19 protein-coding genes and 1 tRNA gene are annotated in these 22,479 nt (G+C 55.6%); 19 read left to right on the top strand and 1 reads right to left on the bottom strand.

Annotated elements, in window-relative coordinates:
* The first annotated feature begins 200 nt into the window (after positions 1-200).
* The 14 genes from BM352_RS18720 (at position 201) to rpoC (ending at position 17,341) form a co-directional block, all read left to right on the top strand.
* The gene (locus BM352_RS18720; protein ID WP_090220775.1) at positions 201-851 is read left to right on the top strand and encodes a CatB-related O-acetyltransferase; all 651 of its coding nucleotides are present in this window, start codon (positions 201-203) and stop codon (positions 849-851) included.
* Between the two features lie 415 nt (positions 852-1,266).
* Positions 1,267-1,428, top strand: a complete 162-nt coding sequence (locus BM352_RS19055; protein ID WP_175500744.1) for a hypothetical protein — start codon at positions 1,267-1,269, stop codon at positions 1,426-1,428.
* Between the two features lie 122 nt (positions 1,429-1,550).
* Positions 1,551-1,626 (top strand) — tRNA-Trp (locus BM352_RS18715).
* A 37-nt stretch (positions 1,627-1,663) separates the two neighbouring features.
* Complete coding sequence (locus BM352_RS18710) at positions 1,664-2,449, top strand: alpha/beta hydrolase (RefSeq protein ID WP_090220773.1); 786 nt, start codon at positions 1,664-1,666, stop codon at positions 2,447-2,449.
* Positions 2,450-2,588: 139 nt separating this feature from the next.
* On the top strand, positions 2,589-2,783 hold the full coding sequence (gene secE / locus BM352_RS18705; protein ID WP_090220770.1) for a preprotein translocase subunit SecE: 195 nt from the start codon (positions 2,589-2,591) through the stop codon (positions 2,781-2,783).
* 120 nt (positions 2,784-2,903) lie between these two features.
* Entirely contained in the window at positions 2,904-4,064 is a 1,161-nt protein-coding gene (locus BM352_RS18700; RefSeq protein ID WP_090220767.1) for a trans-sulfuration enzyme family protein, read from the top strand.
* 219 nt (positions 4,065-4,283) lie between these two features.
* Complete coding sequence (gene nusG / locus BM352_RS18695; RefSeq protein ID WP_090220765.1) at positions 4,284-4,817, top strand: transcription termination/antitermination protein NusG; 534 nt, start codon at positions 4,284-4,286, stop codon at positions 4,815-4,817.
* Positions 4,818-4,921: 104 nt separating this feature from the next.
* Complete coding sequence (gene rplK, locus BM352_RS18690) at positions 4,922-5,347, top strand: 50S ribosomal protein L11 (RefSeq protein WP_090220762.1); 426 nt, start codon at positions 4,922-4,924, stop codon at positions 5,345-5,347.
* Positions 5,347-6,045, top strand: coding sequence for a 50S ribosomal protein L1 (gene rplA / locus BM352_RS18685; RefSeq protein WP_090220760.1), 699 nt, complete (start codon positions 5,347-5,349; stop codon positions 6,043-6,045). The genes rplK and rplA overlap by 1 nt, the downstream gene beginning before the upstream one ends.
* Positions 6,046-6,317: 272 nt before the next feature.
* Positions 6,318-7,406 (top strand): Hint domain-containing protein, encoded by a 1,089-nt coding sequence (locus BM352_RS18680; RefSeq protein WP_090220758.1) that lies wholly within the window; start codon positions 6,318-6,320, stop codon positions 7,404-7,406.
* 306 nt (positions 7,407-7,712) lie between these two features.
* The gene (rplJ, locus tag BM352_RS18675; RefSeq protein ID WP_090220755.1) at positions 7,713-8,228 is read left to right on the top strand and encodes a 50S ribosomal protein L10; all 516 of its coding nucleotides are present in this window, start codon (positions 7,713-7,715) and stop codon (positions 8,226-8,228) included.
* A gap of 72 nt (positions 8,229-8,300) precedes the next feature.
* The gene (gene rplL / locus BM352_RS18670) at positions 8,301-8,678 is read left to right on the top strand and encodes a 50S ribosomal protein L7/L12 (RefSeq protein WP_090220753.1); all 378 of its coding nucleotides are present in this window, start codon (positions 8,301-8,303) and stop codon (positions 8,676-8,678) included.
* Positions 8,679-8,917: 239 nt separating this feature from the next.
* A complete protein-coding gene (rpoB, locus tag BM352_RS18665) occupies positions 8,918-13,051 on the top strand; it encodes a DNA-directed RNA polymerase subunit beta (RefSeq protein ID WP_090220750.1) in 4,134 nt (1,377 codons plus the stop codon).
* A 48-nt stretch (positions 13,052-13,099) separates the two neighbouring features.
* The gene (gene rpoC / locus BM352_RS18660) at positions 13,100-17,341 is read left to right on the top strand and encodes a DNA-directed RNA polymerase subunit beta' (protein ID WP_090220748.1); all 4,242 of its coding nucleotides are present in this window, start codon (positions 13,100-13,102) and stop codon (positions 17,339-17,341) included.
* A gap of 77 nt (positions 17,342-17,418) precedes the next feature.
* Here the strand turns inward: rpoC and BM352_RS18655 are convergent, their stop codons facing one another.
* A complete protein-coding gene (locus tag BM352_RS18655) occupies positions 17,419-17,904 on the bottom strand; it encodes a hypothetical protein (RefSeq protein WP_090220746.1) in 486 nt (161 codons plus the stop codon).
* Positions 17,905-18,078: 174 nt separating this feature from the next.
* Here BM352_RS18655 and BM352_RS18650 point away from each other — a divergent pair, with 174 nt between their 5' ends.
* From BM352_RS18650 to BM352_RS18860, 5 genes are all read left to right on the top strand, one after another.
* Positions 18,079-18,990: a DMT family transporter gene (locus BM352_RS18650; RefSeq protein WP_090220743.1), complete on the top strand. Its 912-nt coding sequence runs from the start codon at positions 18,079-18,081 to the stop codon at positions 18,988-18,990.
* Between the two features lie 311 nt (positions 18,991-19,301).
* Positions 19,302-19,673, top strand: coding sequence for a 30S ribosomal protein S12 (gene rpsL, locus BM352_RS18645; protein ID WP_089949183.1), 372 nt, complete (start codon positions 19,302-19,304; stop codon positions 19,671-19,673).
* Between the two features lie 14 nt (positions 19,674-19,687).
* A complete protein-coding gene (rpsG, locus tag BM352_RS18640; RefSeq protein ID WP_090220741.1) occupies positions 19,688-20,158 on the top strand; it encodes a 30S ribosomal protein S7 in 471 nt (156 codons plus the stop codon).
* Between the two features lie 15 nt (positions 20,159-20,173).
* A complete protein-coding gene (fusA, locus tag BM352_RS18635; protein WP_090220738.1) occupies positions 20,174-22,294 on the top strand; it encodes an elongation factor G in 2,121 nt (706 codons plus the stop codon).
* 90 nt (positions 22,295-22,384) lie between these two features.
* A partial coding sequence (locus tag BM352_RS18860) for a GTP-binding protein (RefSeq protein WP_139229758.1) occupies positions 22,385-22,479 on the top strand: 95 nt, incomplete at its 3' end.

The raw sequence follows: 22,479 nt of genomic DNA, 5'->3' as shown, positions 1-22,479 counted from the left end.
CGCCACGTGGGTGGCAGTTGCTCGCAAGAGCAATGAGAACCCACTCGGTTGTTAATGATTAGAAAAGGCCGCTCCGAAACGGGGCGGCCTTTTTTGCACCTCCATCCTGTGCTAAGTTACGAGCACAACCAATGGAGGGTGACATGAACAACGCCGCGATCTGACTGAACTCATTTCCCAGATCTCGAAAGGCTTGCCTAATGTCAGACCGTTTTCCTGCGCCATCCGAGCGCTTTCCCATAGTTTTGCCAGACGGCACCGTCCACGCGGGAACTGTGTTCCTTGAACCCGCGATAGACCATCCCCGCTTCAAGGTTGGTGCCTACAGCTATGCAAGCGCACATCACCCGCCCGACGATTGGGCCAGACATCTCGCGCCTTATTTGTACACGTTCTCGCCCGAACGGTTGGTGATCGGAAAGTTCTGCCAGTTTGCTGACGGTGTTCAATTTATCACGTCCTCGGCCAATCACCGGTATGACGGCTTCACCAGCTTCCCGTTCATGGCGTTTGGCGGGGGCCGCAAGAACCGACCTTCAATGCCCGAAGCCGGCGCAGACACCGTGATCGGACATGATGTATGGATCGGACAGGGCGCTCGTATTCTACCGGGTGCCAAGATTGGCTGCGGCGTGATTGTAGGAGCAGGCAGCGTAGTTTCGGGGGATATCCCCGACTACGCGATTGTTGCGGGCAATCCAGCGCGCGTGGTACGGATGCGGTTCGATCCGCAGACTGTCCTTACCTTGCTGTCGCTCGCGTGGTGGGATTGGCCGATTGACCGAATTTTGGACCATGAGGCGGCAATATGCGGTGCAGATCTATCTGCATTGGCGAAGTGTGCACCCTAGACTCTAGGCGGAGGCGCGCCAGGATCTGGCGGGCCTCCGCCTAGATTGCCATCGACGTCACGAAGGGTTGCTTGAGCCGGTTCGGCAAAATGGGTTCCCTTATCGGAAAATAGGACTCTTCTTGCCGCATCGTTCAGTTAGGCCACTGTGCCTTTGAAAACGCACAAATGCACATTGTGTGTGCAATGCTACTCTTCATCGGAGTCCGCGTCTCTTGAGTAGGAAAAGTTATATTTTACAGAGGCATACAGTGGTTCTGGTAGTTGCATTTGTTCCGCTCACTTGTGTGTGAGCCGACGCGAGCCGATCGTGTCTTCAAATCGACCTTCGCCGAACCACATATGAGAGTACCGAGCCATTTGCGGTTCGATCCTGACTCGAAGGGAATCGAGTGTTCATCGAAAGGAACACAACGATGAGAAATCTGTTTCTAGCGCTTGGTGTGGCTCTCAGCCTGTCCGCGCTGCCCGCAGTAGCGGGCTCTTCCGGAGTTGCCGAGCCAACCGACTTGGAGACTCTGTCTGATGCACAGCTTGATGCGCTGGTTTCTATCCTGTCAGGGCTTCCTCGCCAATGACAGGTGGCACCTCTGTCTGCTTGGTCCCCTCGCAGGCGGACAGAGGGCCAAAACTGAGCTGATAGTGAAGATGATCCCTTGCAAAGCTACCTCTGCTTTAATAACACCGCATAATTAAGTGCAGGGGCTTAGCTCAGTTGGTAGAGCATCGGTCTCCAAAACCGAGGGTCGTGGGTTCGAGTCCCTCAGCCCCTGCCATTTAGTTGTTTTGAGTAAGGGGCTATGCTAGCCACTCATGAAATGTGTCTCAGACATAGTATACGACCCGCGCCATCAACTGGCGCTCGACCTTTATCTTCCTGACAGCCTGACTGCCGATGCCTGCGTGATTTATGCGCATGGCGGCGGTTTCCGCCGCGGACATCGGGCGCACGTGGAGACTGGTCATTTTGCATTGAAATTGACCGAAGCCGGATTTGCCATGGCATCGATCAGCTACCGACTTCGGACAGAAAACGACGCGTTTTCGGAAGAAGATGTTGCTCATATCGAAGCGCAAATTGCGCGAACCGAGAAGGTCGGTTTGACCCTTTCGCCAAATCTCTATGGCGCATCTTTCATGGCGGCGATGGAGGATATGTCCAATGCGATCGAATATCTTTGGGTCGAAGGTGAACGCCTTGGTATCGCCTCGCGCAAATTGGGAGTTCTGGGAATTTCGGCTGGAGGTATCGCTGGATTGGCTTTGGCTTATCCTCCGATGCCTTGGGTTCGCCGTGTTTCTCGGCCGGACACAGTCGTGGCGATCTCTTCCGCTATTGTTCAGCCGTGGCGGCTTGAGCCGGATGGGCCACCGTGTTTGATGTTTCACGGCCCCAATGACCGGATCATTGACCTGAGCAACGCGCAATTGGGCGCTGCACGCGCCCAGCAAGTCGGCGCACCTGTTACCTTGATAGATACCAAGGTGAAGGGGCACGTGACGCAAGTGGACGAGGTTCTGGATGGCATCCACCCCGACGGCACGCCCTATATGCAAATGGTGATCGACCAGTTCGCGAGACTGCGCGACGACGATTGAGCAGAGTAGTTAGAGGCCGATACGATTCCGCAGACGGCGATAGATGGAGCGGCATCTTGACCACGTTTCGCGCGCCGCCCTCTTGCAATGCGGGCAAAGTGGACGTAACTGACCCCTGAACGCAACCAAAGGTCCGATCATGGCACGCACGAATCCAGCACAGTTTATCCAGCAGGTCCGCGGCGAGGTCTCGAAGATTGTTTGGCCGACGCGTCGCGAAGTCATGCTGACGACCGTTATGGTGTTCATCTTGGCCACGATCACAGCGATCTTCTTCTCGTTCGTTGATATCGGCATTCGCACCGGCCTGAACAGTATCTTCGGCCTGTTCTAGGCCACTTTGCGATTCCAGCCTTAGATTCCTGGCTGGAAGCGCCAGCTGAAAAAGCGCTGGCGGAGCCTCGTGTTTTCAAGTCAGATCGCGCCAAGATTTCCCATCAAAGGCGACGATACCATGACCGATAAAAGCAACCGCACGCCCTCGCTCGTCACGCGTGTTACTCAGGCTTTGCACTTCGTCGAGGCGGAAACCGGTGCGGTCATCCCTTCGATACAGCCTGCCGCGACATATGCGCGGGATGAGAACTATCAAGTTCGCAAGCCATATTGGTATCGCCGTGACGGGAGCCAGACAACTGCGCAGGCTGAGGCCGTGATCGCAGAGTTGGAAGGGGCGAAGGAGTCCCTTTTGTTTGCGTCGGGCATGTCTGCGTGCACAGCTGTGATCGAGCATCTGCCAACTGGTGCGCACGTGGTCGCCCCACGGGTCATGTATCATGGCGTTCTTGCGCAAATTCAGAACTACGAAGCAAACGGCCGCATCGAAGTGTCCTATTATACCGCCGGCAATCTTGATGAGCTTGCGGCTGCTGTGCGCCCCGGTAAAACCAATCTGGTCTGGGTCGAGACGCCAAACAATCCCGATTGGGAGGTCACGGACATCGCAGGGGCCGCTGAGATCGCGCACGGGGCGGGGGCAAAACTGCTGACAGACTGCACCGGCACGCCACCAAACCTGACGCGCGCGCTGGATTTTGGCGCGGACATCTCGTTCCATTCAGCCACGAAATATCTGAACGGTCATTCAGATGTCACCGCTGGTGTGTTGTCGGTGCGCGAAACGGGGCAGTTCTGGGACGAAATCTGCATGGTTCGCAAGCTTCAAGGCACGGTCCTGCATTCCTTTGATGCTTGGTTGCTGATCCGCGGGATGAGGACGTTGTTTCTGCGGGTTGAGCGGTCGTGCCAGAACGCTATCGCCGTCGCTAAGCACTTTGACGGTCACCCTCATGTCGAAAAGGTACTCTATCCGGGATTGCCGTCTGATCCTGGCCATGAGGTTGCCAAGAAGCAGACTGGTGGCCAGTTTGGTGGCATGATGTCGATCATCGTGAAAGGCTCCGAGACGACAGCAATAGACGTTACCCGCTTTTGCGAGGTGTTCTATCCCGCGACCTCGCTGGGCGGAGTCGAGAGCCTAATCGAGCATCGCAAAACTGTGTCGGGTGAAGGCTTCCCTGTGCACCCTCGTTTGTTGCGTCTTTCGATCGGGATCGAAGACGCTGACGATCTGATTTACGACCTCGAACAGGCACTGACGCGGGCCAATAGTTGACACGTACAACAAAGACTGTAGATCGTTAAATCGAAGGGCAACCCCTTGAATCTTGGGCGCTCGCGGCGTAATGCAGCGCTCAACACGGACACATGGCGCGTATCGATTCGAGATGCGCGCTGTTTTCGTTTCGGCGAACGCCACCGACAAGTTCGGTGTATTGCGCTGAAAGTATTGGAACTTACCGGCTTAGCCGGAACAGATAGAGGCGCAGGCAAGATGGCAAAACGGTGGTATTCGGTATCTGTGCTGTCCAACTTCGAGAAGCGGATCGCGGAACAAATTCGCGCGGCTGTTGAAGAAAATGGCCTGCAGGATGAAATCGATGAAGTCTTGGTTCCGACCGAAGAAGTTATTGAAATTCGTCGCAACAAGAAAGTTACCGCTGAACGCCGTTTCATGCCTGGCTACGTCCTTGTGCGCATGGAGATGTCCGACCGCGGCTACCACCTGATTAACTCGATCAACCGCGTCACCGGATTCCTCGGTCCACAAGGTAAACCGATGCCAATGCGTGACGCAGAGGTTCAGGCGATCTTGGGACGCGTCGAAGAGGGCGCAGAGGCACCACGTTCGACCATCGTGTTCGACATCGGCGAGAACGTGAATGTCACCGACGGTCCATTCGAGGGCTTCTCGGGTATGGTCGAGGAAGTAGACGACGAGAACCAGCGCCTGAAGGTGACTGTCTCGATCTTTGGCCGTGCTACGCCGGTCGAATTGGAATTCACACAGGTCACCAAGACATCCTGATGTGCATCGCGTGGGAGGCGAGCGGCACGCGTGCTGCGACCCGGACCACGGCAACCACTAGCCCGACGGTCGCGACCCGAGGGTGTTGAAAAAGGAGAAGGCCAATGGCCAAGAAGATCGCTGGCACGATGAAGCTGCAGGTTCCTGCAGGTCAAGCCAACCCATCCCCACCCGTAGGCCCAGCATTGGGTCAGCGCGGCATTAACATCATGGAATTCTGTAAGGCGTTTAACGCCAAGACGCAGGATATGGAGCCAGGTGCGCCTTGCCCAACCGTGATCACCTATTATCAGGACAAGTCCTTCTCGATGGACATCAAGACGCCACCAGCGTCCTACTACCTGAAAAAGGCTGCCAAGCTGAAGTCCGGCGCCAAAACCCCTTCGCGCGAAGTGGTTGGCCACGTGACCGCAGCTCAGGTGAAAGAAATCGCCGAAGCGAAAATGAAAGATCTCAACGCGAACGATATTGAAGCCGCAATGTTGATCATTCTGGGCTCCGCCCGTTCTATGGGCATCGAGGTGAAGTAATGGCTAAATACGGAAAACGCACTACCGCCGCTCGTGAGCAATTCGCTGGCAAGCGCGACGTAACGGTGGAAGAAGCTGTTGCTCTGGTAAAGAACAACGCCAAAGCCAAATTCGACGAGACTGTCGAGATTGCAATGAACCTGGGCGTTGACCCACGTCACGCAGACCAAATGGTTCGTGGTGTCGTTGCTCTGCCGAACGGCACCGGCAAAACCATGCGAGTTGCTGTGTTCGCTCGTGACGCGAAAGCTGAAGAAGCCAAAGCGGCTGGCGCAGATATCGTGGGCGCAGAGGACCTGATGGAAATCGTGCAATCCGGCAAGATCGAGTTTGATCGCTGCATCGCTACACCTGACATGATGCCAATCGTTGGTCGTTTGGGTAAAGTGCTTGGCCCTCGCAACCTGATGCCGAACCCTAAGGTCGGCACCGTGACCATGGATGTGAAAGCAGCCGTGGAAGCAGCCAAAGGCGGCGAAGTTCAGTTCAAGGTGGAAAAAGCCGGTGTTGTACACGCAGGTATCGGCAAGGCCTCCTTCGGCGAAGACAAGCTGATCGAAAACGTTCGCGCGTTCATCGATGCCGTTGCAAAAGCCAAACCAGCGGGCGCAAAAGGCAGCTACATGCAGAAGATCGCACTGAGCTCCACAATGGGTCCAGGCATCACAATTTCCGTAGATAGCGCTACGGGGAATTAATCACCCAAAGTGACGCCACAATGTGGCGAGTGAAACGGGCCCCTTTCGGGCCCGTTTTTTTGTTTTAAAATCAGATGGCTAAGTTGTTTCTCACATCTTGGATGTCGGGTGGCCAGAATCATGCCCTGACATTGTTAGGCTTTCGGTCCGATGCTACCATTGTCATGACACGTTTCAATTTTACTTAAGTTGTCGAGACTCGGAAAATCGAGCCTCAAATTGTTGCGTGTCGAGTAGTTAAAAAAAGGGCGCCAAGAATTGGCGCATGCCATATGCCAACGACGTTTAACGTAATATCGCTAGGAAATCTGGCGAGCATTGACCCTACCGAGGGCAACACTGTAGCCGAAAACGCGTCGGCTTTGGTGGGGCAGACCTTTGGCAGTGCAGGCAATGCGTTGGTCAACAGCATTCAAAGCTTCTCGCCAAGCGGTAGCGGGTTTGGGGGCGGCAATACGACTGCCTACGACATGAACAATTCCGCCGCGAACGAGACTTTCTCGATTAACGGCGGGGCCGCGCAGACCTTTGACGGGACTTCAATCTACAACGCCACCATCACCTATATCGACGGGACGACGGCCACCATCTCCGCTGTAATTTTTCAGGACACGGCTGGTAACACCTATCTGGCGCCGGAGTTCTCTGCCAACGCGGACCAGGCAGCGCTCGAGGCGCAGGCGATCCGCTCCGTTAGCCTCGACAGCCTTGTCGGTAATTCATACTCCGGTCTGACGGGCACCCGTGAGACATTCAACTTCGTTACTTGCTTCACTAAGGGCGCACAATTGGCGACCCCGACGGGGCAGATCGCAATCGAAGACCTTTCAAAAGGCGATCTTTTGGTCACGCGCGACCACGGGTTCCAGCGCATCCGATGGATCGGCACGGCTCATCGCGCGGCATTGGGAAAGAACACTCCCATCAGGATCGAGAAGGGAGCCTTGGGTCTCGGGCTTCCGGTGCGTGACTTGATCGTGTCCCCGCAGCACCGCATGTTGGTCAGTTCGAACATCGCCAAGCGCGTTGCGGGTGCTCAGGAAGTCCTGATCCCGGCAAAAAAGCTCTTGGGCTTGCCGGGCATCGCGTATGCCGAAGATATGATCACGGTGACCTATTATCACATCCTGATGGGCCGCCATGAGATCGTTTTTGCCGAAGGTGCCCCGTCAGAGTCCTTGTTGACGGGTCCTATGGCGCGACAGGCGATTGGCTCGGAGGCACTAGAAGAAATCCAGTCGTTGTTCCCGGAATTGCTGTATTCGGCGAGCAATCCAGCCCGGATTATCCCCAAAGGGCAGCAGATGCGCGAGCTAGTCTCCCGTCATGCGAAAAACACCCAGCCGCTCTTGCAGGCCTGACGCGGAAGAAAAATCGCGTTTTCCTACGAAAAGATGAACAATGGGGTTGGCATTCCCGCCTGACGGGACTACTTGACCACATGCTCTAGAGCGCGCGATTCGTCACGCGCTCTTTTGCGTTTCGTCCGAGATGGCGGGTTGGGGCCTTAAACCCCTTTAATTCCTGCCTGAGACGGGATCAGACCAGATTGACCGAGGGCGACAAGCTCTGGGCGGTTCGGGCGTCCCGTGTACGATGGACCCAACCGCCGGAGTAATCCGGTAGACTGAGCCGGAAGGGTAACCTTCCACAATTGGAGTGAAACTGTGGATAGAGCACAAAAAGAGAAGCTGGTCGACGAACTCGGCCAAATCTTTGAAAGCTCTGGCGTCGTAGTGGTTAGCCACTACGAGGGTATCACGGTTGCTGAGATGCAAGACCTGCGTGCGCGTATGCGCGAAGCTGGTGGGTCTGTACGCGTCGCCAAGAACAGGCTCGCCAAAATCGCCCTCGAAGGTAAGCCATGCGAAAGCATTGCAACATACCTGACAGGGATGACCGTTCTCGCCTATTCTGAGGACCCAGTTGCCGCCGCGAAAGTGGTGAACGACTATGCCAAAGATAACGAAAAGCTCGTTATTCTTGGTGGGGCCATGGGCGATAGCGCGTTGGATGTCGCTGGTGTTAAAGCCGTGGCCGCCATGCCAAGCCGCGAGGAGCTTATTGCTTCCATCGTGGGTTGTATCGGCGCCCCTGCTTCGAACATCGCCGGCGCGATTGGCGCACCTGCCTCGAACTTGGCAAGCATTCTCAGCACCATCGAGGAAAAAGCAGCCGCTTGATCCTCGGGAGATACCTTCGTGGGGTTGAAACCTACACGTTGGAACACAACTTAATAGAACGGAAACAGTATAATGGCTGATCTGAAAAAACTGGCTGAAGAGATTGTTGGTCTGACCCTTCTCGAAGCACAAGAACTGAAAACCATCCTCAAAGACGAGTATGGCATCGAGCCTGCAGCCGGTGGCGCAGTAATGATGGCTGGCCCAGCAGACGGTGCTGGCGCAGCAGCAGAAGAGAAAACTGAGTTTGACGTGATCCTGGTCGCCGCTGGCGCACAGAAAATCAACGTCATCAAAGAAGTCCGCGGCATCACCGGCCTGGGCCTCAAAGAAGCAAAAGACCTGGTCGAAGCTGGCGGCAAAGCTGTCAAAGAAGGCGTCGACAAGGCCGAAGCAGAAGAGATCAAAGGCAAGCTGGAAGCAGCTGGCGCCGAAGTCGAGCTCAAGTAATTGCAGCGCAGCTAAGCTGCGTAGCCATAAGAACAGCTGGATCCGGGTTAATTCCGGGTCCAGCTTTCCGCGTCTCAGACAGGGCTCTTGTTTTAGAGCTTTTTCTAAGGAGCGGTACAGGTTCGGGAGCGCGCCCGTGGGAAGGCGCGCAAGTATGGAACCTTACCTCCTTGATCCAAGTGGCATGCCACCCGGCCCCGGGGTGACATATCCGAGGAAATTGAAAGGCTTTGACGAGCATGGCTCAAACATACGTTGGTCAAAAACGCATCCGTAAATATTTCGGCAAAATTAACGAGGTTCTGGCGATGCCGAACCTTATTGAAGTGCAGAAATCATCCTACGATCTCTTCCTGAAGTCCGGCGACCAGCTGGCACCGATGGACGGCGAAGGCATCAAGGGCGTCTTCCAGTCGGTTTTCCCGATTAAAGACTTCAACGAAACGGCAATTCTGGAGTTCGTGAAATACGAGCTCGAAAAGCCGAAATACGACGTTGAGGAATGTCAGCAACGTGACATGACCTACAGCGCTCCGCTGAAGGTCACCCTCCGTCTGATCGTGTTTGATATCGACGAAGATACAGGCGCGAAATCGGTCAAGGACATCAAAGAACAAGACGTCTTCATGGGCGATATGCCTCTGATGACTCCCAACGGGACGTTCGTTGTGAACGGCACCGAGCGTGTTATCGTTTCCCAGATGCACCGCTCTCCCGGCGTGTTCTTTGACCACGACAAAGGCAAAACGCACTCCTCGGGCAAACTGCTGTTTGCTTGCCGCATCATCCCATATCGCGGCTCGTGGCTGGACTTCGAATTTGACGCCAAAGACGTTGTTTTTGCGCGCATCGACCGCCGCCGCAAACTGCCAGTGACGACCCTGCTCTATGCACTGGGGCTAGATCAGGAAGGCATCATGGATGCCTATTACGACACAGTTGAATTCAAGCAGGTGAAGAAGGGTGGCTGGTCCACCAAGTTCTTCCCAGAGCGCATCAAGGGCACCAAGCCTACGAGGGACATCGTCGACGCCAAAACCGGTGAAGTCATCGCCGAAGCTGGCAAGAAGGTCACCCCGCGCGCTGTCAAAAAGCTGATCGAAGAAGGCAATGTTGAGAATGTGCTTCTGCCATTCGAAGCCATCATGGGTCGCTTCGTTGCGAAAGACATCATCAACGAAGAAACCGGTGAAATCTGGATCGAAGCTGGTGATGAGCTGACATGGGAACTGGACAAGAACGACGAAGTTTCTGGCGGCACACTCAAGACGCTGCTCGACAACGGCGTAACCAGCATTCCTGTGCTCGACATCGACAACATCAACGTCGGTCCATACATCCGCAACACCGTTGCTGTGGACAAGAACTTCAGCCGCGACACTGCGCTGATGGACATCTACCGCGTTATGCGCCCTGGTGAGCCACCCACCGTTGAATCCGCTTCCGCGCTGTTCGAAACCCTGTTCTTCGATAGCGAACGCTATGACCTGTCCGCTGTGGGCCGAGTGAAGATGAACATGCGTCTTAATTTAGACGCAGAAGACACCGTGCGTACACTGCGCCGCGAAGACATCATTGCGTGCATCAAAGCACTGGTCGACCTGCGTGATGGCCGTGGCGATATCGATGATATTGACCACCTTGGAAACCGTCGCGTGCGTTCCGTTGGCGAGCTGATGGAAAACCAGTATCGCGTTGGCCTGCTCCGCATGGAGCGCGCGATCAAAGAGCGGATGTCCTCTGTCGAAATCGACACGGTCATGCCGCAAGACCTGATCAACGCCAAGCCAGCGGCTGCTGCGGTGCGTGAATTCTTCGGCTCCTCGCAGCTGTCGCAGTTCATGGACCAAACCAACCCGCTGTCGGAAGTCACGCACAAGCGTCGTCTGTCTGCGCTTGGGCCAGGTGGTCTGACACGTGAGCGTGCCGGCTTTGAGGTGCGCGACGTGCACCCAACGCACTACGGTCGTATGTGTCCGATTGAAACGCCGGAAGGGCCAAACATTGGTCTAATCAACTCACTTGCAACGTTCGCCCGCGTGAACAAATACGGCTTCATCGAAACTCCATACCGTAAGGTAGTGGACGGTGTCGTGACGGATGATGTGCAATACATGTCCGCCACTGAGGAAATGCGCCACACTGTGGCTCAGGCGAACGCCAACCTCGACGCAAACATGAGGTTCGTGAACGATCTGGTTTCGACACGTCAGTCCGGCGAATACATGCTGCAAAGCAACGCTAATGTGGACCTGATCGACGTGTCGCCAAAGCAGTTGGTCTCGGTCGCTGCATCGTTGATCCCGTTCCTTGAAAACGACGACGCTAACCGCGCTCTGATGGGCTCGAACATGCAACGTCAGGCTGTTCCACTGCTTCAAGCTGATGCTCCGTACGTGGGCACCGGTATCGAAGGCGTTGTTGCAACCGACTCTGGTGCGGCCATTCAGGCCCATCGTGGCGGCATCATCGACCAAGTGGACGCAACACGTATCGTTGTACGGGTCACCGATGATCTGGAGCCCGGCGATCCGGGCGTGGACATCTACCGTCTGCGTAAGTTCCAGCGCTCCAACCAGAACACCTGCATCAACCAGCGTCCGCTGGTGAAAGTTGGCAATGTGGTTTCCGCTGGTGAAGTTATCGCTGACGGCCCGTCGACAGACATGGGCGAGCTGGCTCTTGGTAAGAACGTGCTCGTCGCGTTTATGCCTTGGAACGGCTACAACTACGAAGACTCCATCCTGATCTCCGAGCGCATTGCGCGTGACGACGTCTTCACCTCGATCCATATTGAGGAATTTGAAGTCGCCGCGCGTGACACGAAGCTTGGCCCAGAAGAAATTACTCGCGACATCCCTAACGTCGGTGAAGAAGCGCTGCGCAACCTCGACGAGGCCGGCATCGTTTACATCGGCGCCGACGTGGAGCCGGGCGACATTCTGGTTGGTAAGATCACGCCTAAGGGTGAAAGCCCAATGACGCCGGAAGAAAAGCTTCTGCGCGCCATCTTCGGCGAGAAAGCCTCCGACGTGCGTGACACCTCGTTGCGCGTGAAGCCGGGCGATTTCGGGACAGTTGTGGAGGTTCGCCTCTTTAACCGTCATGGCGTTGAAAAGGACGAGCGTTCGCTGCAAATCGAACGTGAGGAAATCGAGCGCCTTGCCCGTGACCGTGATGACGAGATGGGCATTCTGGACCGCAACATCTACGCGCGTTTGCAAGGGATGATCCTTGGCAAGAAGGCCGTGAAGGGGCCGAAGGGCGTTAAGCCAAATTCGGAGATTACCCCCGAGCTGCTGGAGACGCTGTCTCGTGGTCAATGGTGGCAGCTGGCTCTTGAAGAAGAGACAGAAGCGGCAGCGGTTGAAGCACTGAACAGCCAGTACGAAGCACAAAAGAACGCGCTTCAGGCACGTTTCGAGGACAAGGTCGAGAAGGTTCGCCGCGGTGACGACTTGCCACCGGGTGTGATGAAAATGGTCAAAGTGTTCGTCGCGGTGAAGCGTAAGCTGCAACCGGGCGACAAGATGGCCGGTCGTCACGGCAACAAAGGCGTTATTTCCAAGGTTGTGCCAATGGAGGACATGCCGTTCCTCGCAGACGGTACTCCCGTTGATTTCTGTCTGAACCCGCTGGGCGTGCCTTCGCGTATGAACGTCGGTCAGATTCTTGAAACCCACATGGGTTGGGCCGCTCGCGGTCTGGGTCTGAAAATCGACGACGCTTTGGAAGAATTCAAGCGCTCTGGCGACAGCCAGCCTGTGCGTGAAGCTCTGGAGCACGCTTATGGCGCAGAGACCTATAATGACGCTTTCGGCGGCATGATTGAAACTGACATGATCGAATCCGCCGAGGCCGTGCGCCGCGGTGTCCCGATCGCCACGCCAGTTTTCGACGGTGCCAAAGAAAGTGACATCAATGAGGCGCTGACCAAAGCGGGCTTCGACACGTCGGGCCAATCGGTCCTGTTCGACGGCCGCACGGGGGAGCAATTCTCCCGTAAGGTTACCGTTGGCGTGAAGTACCTGCTGAAACTGCACCACCTTGTGGACGACAAAATCCACGCACGTTCTACCGGGCCATACTCGCTCGTCACGCAACAGCCGCTGGGTGGTAAAGCCCAGTTCGGTGGTCAGCGTTTCGGGGAGATGGAAGTCTGGGCTCTGGAAGCTTACGGCGCCGCTTACACCTTGCAGGAAATGCTGACGGTGAAATCAGACGACGTGGCTGGCCGGACGAAAGTCTACGAGTCGATCGTCAAGGGCGAGGACAACTTCGAGGCCGGTATCCCGGAATCGTTCAACGTTCTCGTAAAAGAAGTGCGGGGCCTCGGCCTCAACATGGAACTCCTGGATGCGGAGGAGGAGTAGGGCGCTCGCGCCCCACTCAACCCATCCCCTAATTTGTAAGGACGCAAAATGAACCAGGAACTGACAACCAACCCGTTCAACCCGATCGCTCCGCCAAAAAGCTTTGACGAAATCAAAGTTTCGCTGGCTTCCCCAGAGCGCATCCTGAGCTGGTCCTACGGCGAGATCAAAAAGCCGGAAACCATCAACTACCGGACGTTCAAACCAGAGCGTGACGGTCTGTTCTGCGCGCGCATCTTTGGCCCGATCAAGGACTACGAATGCCTGTGCGGCAAATATAAGCGTATGAAGTATCGCGGCGTTGTCTGCGAGAAATGTGGCGTCGAAGTTACGCTTCAAAAAGTGCGCCGCGAGCGCATGGGCCACATCGAACTGGCAGCCCCAGTTGCGCACATCTGGTTCCTCAAGTCGCTTCCATCGCGGATCGGCCTGATGCTGGATATGACTTTGCGCGATCTGGAACGTATTCTCTATTTCGAGAACTACGTCGTGATCGAACCGGGCCTGACCGACCTGACCTATGGCCAGCTGATGAGCGAAGAGGAATTCCTTGACGCGCAAGACGCCTATGGCATGGACGCCTTCACCGCAAATATCGGTGCTGAAGCGATCCGCGAAATGCTGGCTGCGATTGATCTCGAAGCGGAAGCTGACCAACTGCGTGAAGACCTCAAAGAGGCCACCGGTGAGCTGAAGCCCAAGAAAATCATCAAACGTCTGAAACTGGTCGAGAACTTCCTAGAGTCCGGCAACCGCCCAGAGTGGATGGTGCTGACTGTGGTTCCTGTGATCCCGCCAGAGCTGCGCCCGTTGGTCCCACTGGATGGCGGACGTTTTGCGACGTCCGACCTGAACGACCTGTATCGCCGTGTGATCAACCGAAACAACCGCCTGAAGCGCCTGATCGAGCTTCGCGCGCCGGACATTATCGTGCGCAACGAGAAGCGTATGCTTCAAGAATCTGTGGACGCATTGTTCGACAACGGCCGTCGCGGCCGGACCATCACGGGTGCCAACAAGCGCCCGCTGAAGTCCTTGTCCGACATGCTGAAAGGTAAGCAAGGTCGCTTCCGCCAGAACCTTTTGGGTAAGCGCGTCGACTTCTCTGGCCGCTCAGTCATTGTGACCGGCCCGGAGCTGAAGCTGCACCAATGTGGTCTTCCCAAGAAGATGGCGTTGGAGCTGTTCAAGCCGTTCATCTACTCGCGTCTGGAGGCCAAAGGTCTGTCCTCCACAGTGAAACAGGCGAAGAAACTGGTCGAAAAAGAGCGTCCCGAAGTGTGGGATATCCTCGACGAGGTTATCCGCGAGCATCCGGTCATGCTGAACCGTGCGCCGACTTTGCACCGTCTTGGCATCCAAGCGTTTGAGCCGATTCTGATCGAAGGGAAAGCTATCCAGCTGCACCCACTGGTTTGTTCGGCCTTTAACGCTGACTTCGACGGCGACCAAATGGCTGTGCACGTTCCTCTGAGCCTTGAGGCCCAGCTGGAAGCACGCGTCTTGATGATGTCGACCAACAACGTCCTGTCCCCTGCAAACGGTGCACCAATCATCGTGCCATCGCAGGATATGATCCTTGGTCTCTACTACATCACCATGGAACGTGAAGGCATGCACGGCGAAGGCAAGATCTTCTCGAACGTGGACGAAGTGCAGCATGCACTGGATTCTGGCGAAGTGCACCTGCACGCCAAAATTCAAGCTCGCCTGCCGCAAATCGACGACGAAGGTAACGAGGTGCTGACGCGCTTCGAAACTACTCCTGGTCGTATTCGTCTGGGCGCGTTGTTGCCGCTGAATGCAAAAGCTCCGTTCTCGCTGGTGAACCGCCTTCTGCGTAAGAAGGAAGTTCAGCAGGTCATCGATACTGTCTACCGTTACTGCGGCCAGAAAGAGTCTGTGATCTTCTGTGACCAGATCATGACCATGGGCTTCCGTGAAGCGTTCAAAGCAGGGATTTCGTTCGGCAAGGACGACATGATTATCCCAGACAGCAAGTGGCCCATCGTTGATGGCACCCGCGCGCAGGTCAAAGAGTTTGAACAGCAGTACATGGACGGCCTGATCACTCAGGGCGAGAAGTACAACAAAGTCATCGATGCTTGGTCGAAGTGTAACGACCAGGTCACCGACGCCATGATGGCCAACATTTCCGACTCCGGTCGGGCTGAGGACGGTTCGCAAAACGAGCCGAACTCGGTCTACATGATGGCTCACTCCGGTGCGCGTGGTTCGGTTACTCAGATGAAGCAGTTGGGCGGTATGCGTGGTCTGATGGCCAAGCCGAACGGCGAGATCATCGAAACACCGATCATCTCGAACTTTAAAGAAGGTTTGACTGTGTTGGAGTACTTCAACTCCACCCACGGTGCCCGTAAGGGTCTGTCGGATACCGCTTTGAAAACAGCTAACTCGGGTTATCTGACCCGTCGTCTGGTTGACGTGGCGCAGGACTGTATCGTTCGCATGCATGACTGTGGCACAGAGAACTTCATCAACGCCTCTTCGGCTGTGAATGACGGTGAAGTTGTCGCATCCATTGGCGAGCGTTTGCTAGGCCGGACTGCTGCTGAAGACATCCTGATGCCCGGCACGGACGAAATCATCGTCGCCCGTGACGAGCTGATTGACGAGCGTAAGGCAGATGCAATTGATGCGGCTGACATTCCAACCGCCAAGATGCGTTCGCCGCTAACCTGTGAAGCTGAAGAAGGCGTTTGCGCCATGTGCTACGGCCGCGACTTGGCCCGTGGTACCTTGGTGAACACCGGTGAAGCCGTCGGCATCATTGCCGCACAGTCCATCGGCGAACCAGGTACCCAGCTGACCATGCGGACGTTCCACATTGGCGGTGTTGCGCAAGGTGGCCAACAGTCCTTCCTGGAAGCCTCGCAAGAGGGTGTGGTTGCGTTTGAAAACGCTTCCATATTGGAAAACGCTGCAGGCGAGCAAGTTGTCATGGGTCGTAACATGCAGCTGACCATCACCGACGAGAACGGCACCGAGCGTGCCCGCCACAAAATCGGTTATGGCTCCAAGATGCACGTTAAAGACGGCGCTAAGGTTGCGCGCGGCGATAAGCTGTTCGAATGGGATCCTTACACCCTGCCGATCATCGCTGAAAAAGACGGTAAGGCCCGTTTTGTCGACCTCGTCAGCGGCATTGCCGTTAAAGACGAGACCGATGACGCGACAGGCATGACCCAGAAGATCGTGGTCGACTGGCGTGCGGCACCAAAAGGCAACGACCTGAAGCCCGAAGTGATCATCGAAGGCCCAGATGGCGAGCCGGTTCGTTTGGAGAATGGCAACCCTGCCACCTATCCAATGTCCGTGGATGCTGTTCTGTCCATCGAAGATGGTCAGGACATCAAAGCCGGTGACGTGGTTGCCCGTATCCCGCGTGAGGGTGCCAAGACCAAGGACATCACCGGTGGTCTGCCTCGCGTGGCCGAGCTCTTTGAGGCACGCCGCCCCAAAGACCACGCCATCATCGCGGAAATCGACGGCTATGTTCGTTTCGGCAAGGACTACAAAAACAAGCGCCGCATCGCGATTGAGTCCTCCGAGGATAGCGACGTTAAAGTCGAATACATGGTGCCGAAGGGCAAACACATCCCTGTGGCCGAAGGCGACTTCGTCCAAAAGGGCGATTACATTATGGACGGCAACCCTGCGCCGCATGACATTCTCGCCATCATGGGTGTGGAGGCTCTGGCCGACTACATGATCGACGAAGTCCAAGACGTGTATCGTCTGCAAGGCGTGAAGATTAACGATAAGCACATCGAGGTTATCGTTCGTCAGATGCTTCAGAAGTGGGAGGTTCAGTCTTCCGGTCTGACCACGCTGCTCAAGGGCGAGCATGTCGACAAAGCCGAGTTTGATGCTGCCAACGAAAAGGCCATCGCCAAAGGCGGCGAACCTGCCACAGGCGAGCCAATCCTGCTTGGTATTACCAAAGCGTCGCTGCAAACGCGTTCGTTCATCTCTGCCGCGTCCTTCCAGGAAACGACCCGCGTGCTCACCGAAGCCTCTACCATGGGCAAACGTGACAAGCTTATCGGCCTGAAAGAGAACGTCATTGTGGGTCGTTTGATCCCAGCCGGTACCGGTGGTGCTACGCAGAAAATGCGTCGTATCGCTGCAGAGCGCGATAATGTTGTGATCGAAGCCCGCAAGGCTGAGGCGGAAGCCGCGCTTGCGCTGGCAGCACCAGAGGAAGCTCCGATGGAGGATCCAATGGACACGATCATGGTGGAAACACCAGAAAGCCGCGACGAATAAATCGAGGTCTTTTCGAACAAGAACAGGCCCCCGCCGAGCAATCGGTGGGGGCCTTTTTTTCTTTCAGATGCTCGTTGTTATTGGAGTTTGTCTGTCACATGCTCCGCAAAGGTCGAGACCATGTCTGCGTAGTATTGTGAAGTGCTGCGCGTGATGAACAGCAGGTCCGCGTCTGGGGACAAGACAATCGGAGCCGGCTCAAACGAAACGGTCAGCTCATATGCTTGATGCTCCGAGTTATCTTGCAGATTGTTTACGGCGACGGATCCTGACAATTCGGACTTCTCGATGCCAAGCACGGACTGGAAGCTATTTGCCAGCGACAATTCGTCGATGTCGACCGTGACGGTTGCGCCATCATCGGCAATCTGGTCAGTCAGACGGGCGACAATGGCCGTCTCCAGGTCGCCTGCAACGCTTGTCCAATAGGCGGCGGCAGCTTCATTCTGGATCGCTGAGAGGTCTACGTCGACCTGCACATTGCGCACTGTTGTCTCGGCAAAGGCTGCGGTGCTTGCGAGCAGAACAGCTGCGGCGGTGGGGGCTACAAGTTTCTTAAACATTGGTATCTCCATTCGATTTTGTCTACGGCGCAATGATGCACCTCATATGCAACGACAACGCGGCAGCCTCGTCGAAGTTCCATTTTCACCGAAGGCAGCACTGTTCGTCCTTGGCCAATAACGGTGGCAATCAGGCTCTATTCAGGGCCCGCATTCAGTGATAGCTGCGATTCTATGGCACTCTCAGACAACACACGCGGCGCAGTTTTTATGATGGGCTCGATGACGGCGTTCACCTTGAACGACGCCTGCATGAAGTCGCTATCAGGAGAGATTCCTCTTTTTCAGGCATTAGTTTTGCGTTCGCTTGCTGTGATTGTGTTTCTCGGGTTTATGGCGTGGAGAGGGGGGGCATTCCGCACGCGCATCGCGCCCCGAGACCAATTTTTGATTGGTTTGCGGACTGCCGTCGAAATCGGGGCAGCTTTTTTCTTTATCTCCGCCTTGTTCCACCTGCCGATTGCGGATGTAACAGCTATTTTGCAGGCCCTTCCCTTAACTGTGACCCTCGCGGGGGCTTTGTTTTTGGGCGAAGCTGTTGGCTGGAAGCGGCTCACCGCAATTCTTGTTGGCTTTGTAGGTGTGCTTTTGATCCTACAGCCACCTTTCCTATTCGGAGAGGGGAGCGGCTTTTCAATTTATTCCATCTACGTGCTTCTTGCCGTCGCTTGCGTCACCGTGCGCGACCTGTGCGCGCGCCGGATTTCCGCGGCGGTGCCGTCGATGACGATTGCACTCGCAGCGGCGGTCGGGGTGGCGTCGCTAGGGGCGGTGGGAAGTGTAACGCAGGCTTGGCAGCCAGTTAGTACGATGTCGGCTCTGTGGCTCGCCGGGGCCAGCTTTTTTGTGATCGGCGGCTATATCTTCTCGGTTTCAGCGATGCGGTCAGGCGAGATCAGTTTTGTAGCGCCTTTTCGCTATACCAGTCTGGTCGCAGCACTTCTTCTCGGGCTGATCTTATTCGGTGATTGGCCCGACGCGCTGACTTTGCTGGGCTCGGGGATTGTGGTCGCGACAGGATTGTTTACGCTTTACCGTGAGCGGGCGACTGCCCGAAAAGTTCATACGGGCCTGCGTCCGAGATAGCTCTGCCTTCGGTTTACGGGGCACTTCCAGTGGCGGGCTGTTGACACCCCACCCGACTCCACCTATTACGCGCGCAATCAGGTCGGGGAACGCTCGGCTTGCACTCAAAATTTAGTGGTCACGATCCGGACACTTATTCGTCCCGATCCTCTGTAAATCCACCGCGCGGATCCCAGGTAGGGTCACCCGCTGCGGGTCTTTGTGTTTGTGGACGCGCAAATGCGAAAAACGAATAAGACGCCCCGTTCGGGGTGACATTAAGCCGGGGACGCGCGCCCCAAACGAAGTTGCAACGAAGGGGAAAGTCCTCAATGCCAACGATTCAACAGCTGATCCGCAAGCCGCGGCAGCCGAAACGTAAAACATCCAAGTCGCAGCACCTGGAGCAATGCCCGCAGAAGCGTGGCGTTTGCACCCGTGTGTATACAACGACACCAAAGAAACCGAACTCCGCTATGCGTAAGGTCGCAAAAGTGCGCCTGACCAACGGGTTCGAAGTCATCTCTTACATCCCGGGTGAAAGCCACAACCTTCAGGAACACTCCGTGGTTCTGATCCGTGGCGGCCGTGTAAAAGACCTTCCAGGTGTTCGCTACCACATCCTTCGCGGTGTTCTGGATACCCAGGGCGTTAAAGATCGTAAGCAACGTCGTTCGAAATACGGCGCGAAGCGTCCTAAGTAAGAGGAAGATAGAGTATGTCTCGTCGTCACGCCGCCGAAAAACGCGAAGTTCTGCCGGACGCCAAATTTGGCGACCGCGTTCTGACCAAGTTTATGAACAACCTTATGATCGATGGTAAGAAATCTGCCGCCGAACGTATCGTATACAACGCGTTTGATCGCGTTGAAGCCAAGCTGAAGAAAGCTCCTGTGGAAGTGTTCCACGAAGCTCTTGAGCTGATCAAACCTTCCGTCGAAGTGCGTTCGCGCCGCGTCGGTGGTGCTACCTACCAGGTTCCAGTCGAAGTGCGCCCAGAGCGCCGCGAAGCCCTGGCAATCCGTTGGTTGATCAAAGCTGCGCGTTCGCGCAATGAGAACACCATGGAAGAGCGTCTTGCAGGCGAATTGATGGATGCCGTGAACTCCCGTGGTTCAGCCGTCAAGAAGCGTGAAGACACCCATAAAATGGCCGACGCTAACAAAGCGTTCAGCCACTATCGCTGGTAAGGGAGCGCATCTGATATGGCACGCGACTATCCCCTCGAACGCTACCGGAATTTCGGTATTATTGCGCACATTGATGCCGGTAAAACCACCTGTTCCGAACGTATCCTGTTCTATACAGGAAAATCCCACAACATCGGCGAAGTGCACGATGGCGCAGCGACCATGGACTGGATGGAGCAAGAGCAGGAACGTGGCATCACGATCACTTCTGCTGCAACAACCACGTTCTGGGAGCGTACTGAGAACGGCATTGAGCCTGACTCTCTGAAGCACCGCATGAACATCATCGACACCCCGGGCCACGTTGACTTCACGATCGAAGTTGAGCGTTCCTTGGCTGTTCTCGATGGCGCCGTGACCGTTCTTGACGGTAACGCTGGTGTTGAGCCGCAGACTGAAACTGTTTGGCGTCAGGCTGACCGCTACAAAGTTCCACGCATCGTGTTCGTTAACAAAATGGACAAGATCGGCGCGGACTTCTTCAACTGCGTTCGCATGATCGAAGACCGTACCGGTGCAACCGCTATTCCGGTTGGTATCCCAATTGGTGCCGAAACCGAACTCGAAGGTCTGATCGACCTCGTGACCATGGAAGAGTGGCTGTGGCAGGGCGAAGACCTTGGTGCCTCTTGGATCAAAGCTCCGATCCGCGACGGTTTGAAGGCGCAAGCTGACGAATGGCGTGCGAAGATGATCGAAGCTGCCGTCGAAATGGACGACGACGCGATGGAAGCATATCTCATGGAAGGCACCGAGCCTGACGTGAAAACACTGCGTGCCTTGCTGCGCAAAGGTTGCTTGGCGCTGAAATTCGTTCCAGTTCTGGGTGGCTCTGCGTTCAAGAACAAAGGTGTTCAGCCGCTTCTCAACGCCGTTATCGACTATCTGCCGTCCCCACTGGACGTTGTCGATTACATGGGCTTTGCGCCCGGCGACGAAGAAGAAGTTCGGAATATCCCGCGCCGCGCTGACGACAACATGCCGTTCTCCGGCCTTGCGTTCAAAATCATGAACGACCCTTACATGGGTACTTTGACGTTCACCCGTATTTACTCTGGCAAACTCGCCAAGGGTGACAACTTGGTGAACACTACCAAAGGCAACAAGGAACGTATCGGCCGTATGGTTATGATGCACTCCAACAAGCAAGACGAGATCACTGAAGCATTTGCTGGTGACATCATTGCGCTTGCTGGCCTGAAGAACACCACAACTGGTGACACCCTGTCTGACGAAAAAGATCAGGTTGTTCTGGAAACGATGTCGTTCCCTGATCCTGTGATCGAGATCGCCGTCGAGCCCAAGACCAAAGCCGACCAAGAGAAAATGTCTCTGGGTCTGCAACGTCTGGCTGCCGAGGATCCATCTTTCCGTGTGGAAACCGACATCGAGTCCGGTCAAACCATCATGAAAGGCATGGGCGAACTTCACCTCGACATTCTGGTGGATCGCCTGAAGCGCGAATTCAAAGTGGAAGCCAACATTGGTGCGCCGCAGGTTGCATATCGTGAGACGATTTCTCGCGAAGTCGAGCATACCTACACCCACAAGAAGCAGTCGGGTGGTTCTGGTCAATTCGGCGAAGTGAAAATGGTCATTTCTCCGACAGAGCCTGGCGAAGGGTTCTCCTTCGAGAGCCGCATCGTTGGTGGTGCTGTTCCGAAGGAATACATCCCTGGTGTTGAAAAAGGTATCAACTCCGTCATGGATAGCGGCCCGCTGGCAGGCTTCCCCGTGATCGACTTCAAGGTTGCCCTGATCGATGGTAAGTTCCACGACGTGGACTCCTCGGTTCTGGCCTTTGAGATTGCTGCCCGCATGTGTATGCGCGAAGGCATGAAAAAAGCGGGCGCCAAGTTGCTCGAGCCGATCATGAAGGTCGAGGTGGTGACACCTGAAGAGTATACCGGCGGCATCATTGGTGACCTGACATCCCGTCGTGGTCAGGTGCAAGGTCAAGATACACGCGGCAACGCGATTGCTATCGACGCTTTCGTGCCACTGGCGAACATGTTCGGCTACATCAACACTCTGCGTTCGATGTCTTCGGGTCGTGCGAACTTCACCATGCAGTTCGATCACTACGAGCCAGTGCCGTCCAACATCTCTGACGAGATTCAGGCCAAATTTGCATAACCCCGATGCGCGCCTTGGGCGCGCATCGTTTCACACGTAAGGCTTCGGGCGCGACCCGCCGCTTGCACAAGACAGAAACAGGAGGCCATCATGGCTAAGGAAAAATTTGCACGTAACAAACCGCACGTAAACATCGGCACGATTGGTCACGTTGACCACGGCAAGACGACGTTGACGGCAGCGAT

Source organism: Litoreibacter janthinus (genome assembly GCF_900111945.1).
Classification (GTDB): domain Bacteria; phylum Pseudomonadota; class Alphaproteobacteria; order Rhodobacterales; family Rhodobacteraceae; genus Litoreibacter; species Litoreibacter janthinus.
Note: the sequence above shows the minus strand (reverse complement) of the source record. Positions and strands in the feature narration are given on the sequence as shown.

Excerpts from the sequence above, each read along its gene's own strand:
- BM352_RS18720 (WP_090220775.1), top strand. The coding sequence starts at position 201 with ATGTCAGACCGTTTTCCTGCGCCATCCGAGCGCTTTCCCATAGTTTTG.
- BM352_RS19055 (WP_175500744.1), top strand. The coding sequence starts at position 1,267 with ATGAGAAATCTGTTTCTAGCGCTTGGTGTGGCTCTCAGCCTGTCCGCG.
- BM352_RS18710 (WP_090220773.1), top strand. The coding sequence starts at position 1,664 with ATGAAATGTGTCTCAGACATAGTATACGACCCGCGCCATCAACTGGCG.
- secE (WP_090220770.1), top strand. The coding sequence starts at position 2,589 with ATGGCACGCACGAATCCAGCACAGTTTATCCAGCAGGTCCGCGGCGAG.
- BM352_RS18700 (WP_090220767.1), top strand. The coding sequence starts at position 2,904 with ATGACCGATAAAAGCAACCGCACGCCCTCGCTCGTCACGCGTGTTACT.
- nusG (WP_090220765.1), top strand. The coding sequence starts at position 4,284 with ATGGCAAAACGGTGGTATTCGGTATCTGTGCTGTCCAACTTCGAGAAG.
- rplK (WP_090220762.1), top strand. The coding sequence starts at position 4,922 with ATGGCCAAGAAGATCGCTGGCACGATGAAGCTGCAGGTTCCTGCAGGT.
- rplA (WP_090220760.1), top strand. The coding sequence starts at position 5,347 with ATGGCTAAATACGGAAAACGCACTACCGCCGCTCGTGAGCAATTCGCT.
- BM352_RS18680 (WP_090220758.1), top strand. The coding sequence starts at position 6,318 with ATGCCAACGACGTTTAACGTAATATCGCTAGGAAATCTGGCGAGCATT.
- rplL (WP_090220753.1), top strand. The coding sequence starts at position 8,301 with ATGGCTGATCTGAAAAAACTGGCTGAAGAGATTGTTGGTCTGACCCTT.
- rpoB (WP_090220750.1), top strand. The coding sequence starts at position 8,918 with ATGGCTCAAACATACGTTGGTCAAAAACGCATCCGTAAATATTTCGGC.
- rpoC (WP_090220748.1), top strand. The coding sequence starts at position 13,100 with ATGAACCAGGAACTGACAACCAACCCGTTCAACCCGATCGCTCCGCCA.
- BM352_RS18655 (WP_090220746.1), bottom strand. The coding sequence starts at position 17,904 with ATGTTTAAGAAACTTGTAGCCCCCACCGCCGCAGCTGTTCTGCTCGCA.
- BM352_RS18650 (WP_090220743.1), top strand. The coding sequence starts at position 18,079 with ATGGCACTCTCAGACAACACACGCGGCGCAGTTTTTATGATGGGCTCG.
- rpsL (WP_089949183.1), top strand. The coding sequence starts at position 19,302 with ATGCCAACGATTCAACAGCTGATCCGCAAGCCGCGGCAGCCGAAACGT.
- rpsG (WP_090220741.1), top strand. The coding sequence starts at position 19,688 with ATGTCTCGTCGTCACGCCGCCGAAAAACGCGAAGTTCTGCCGGACGCC.
- fusA (WP_090220738.1), top strand. The coding sequence starts at position 20,174 with ATGGCACGCGACTATCCCCTCGAACGCTACCGGAATTTCGGTATTATT.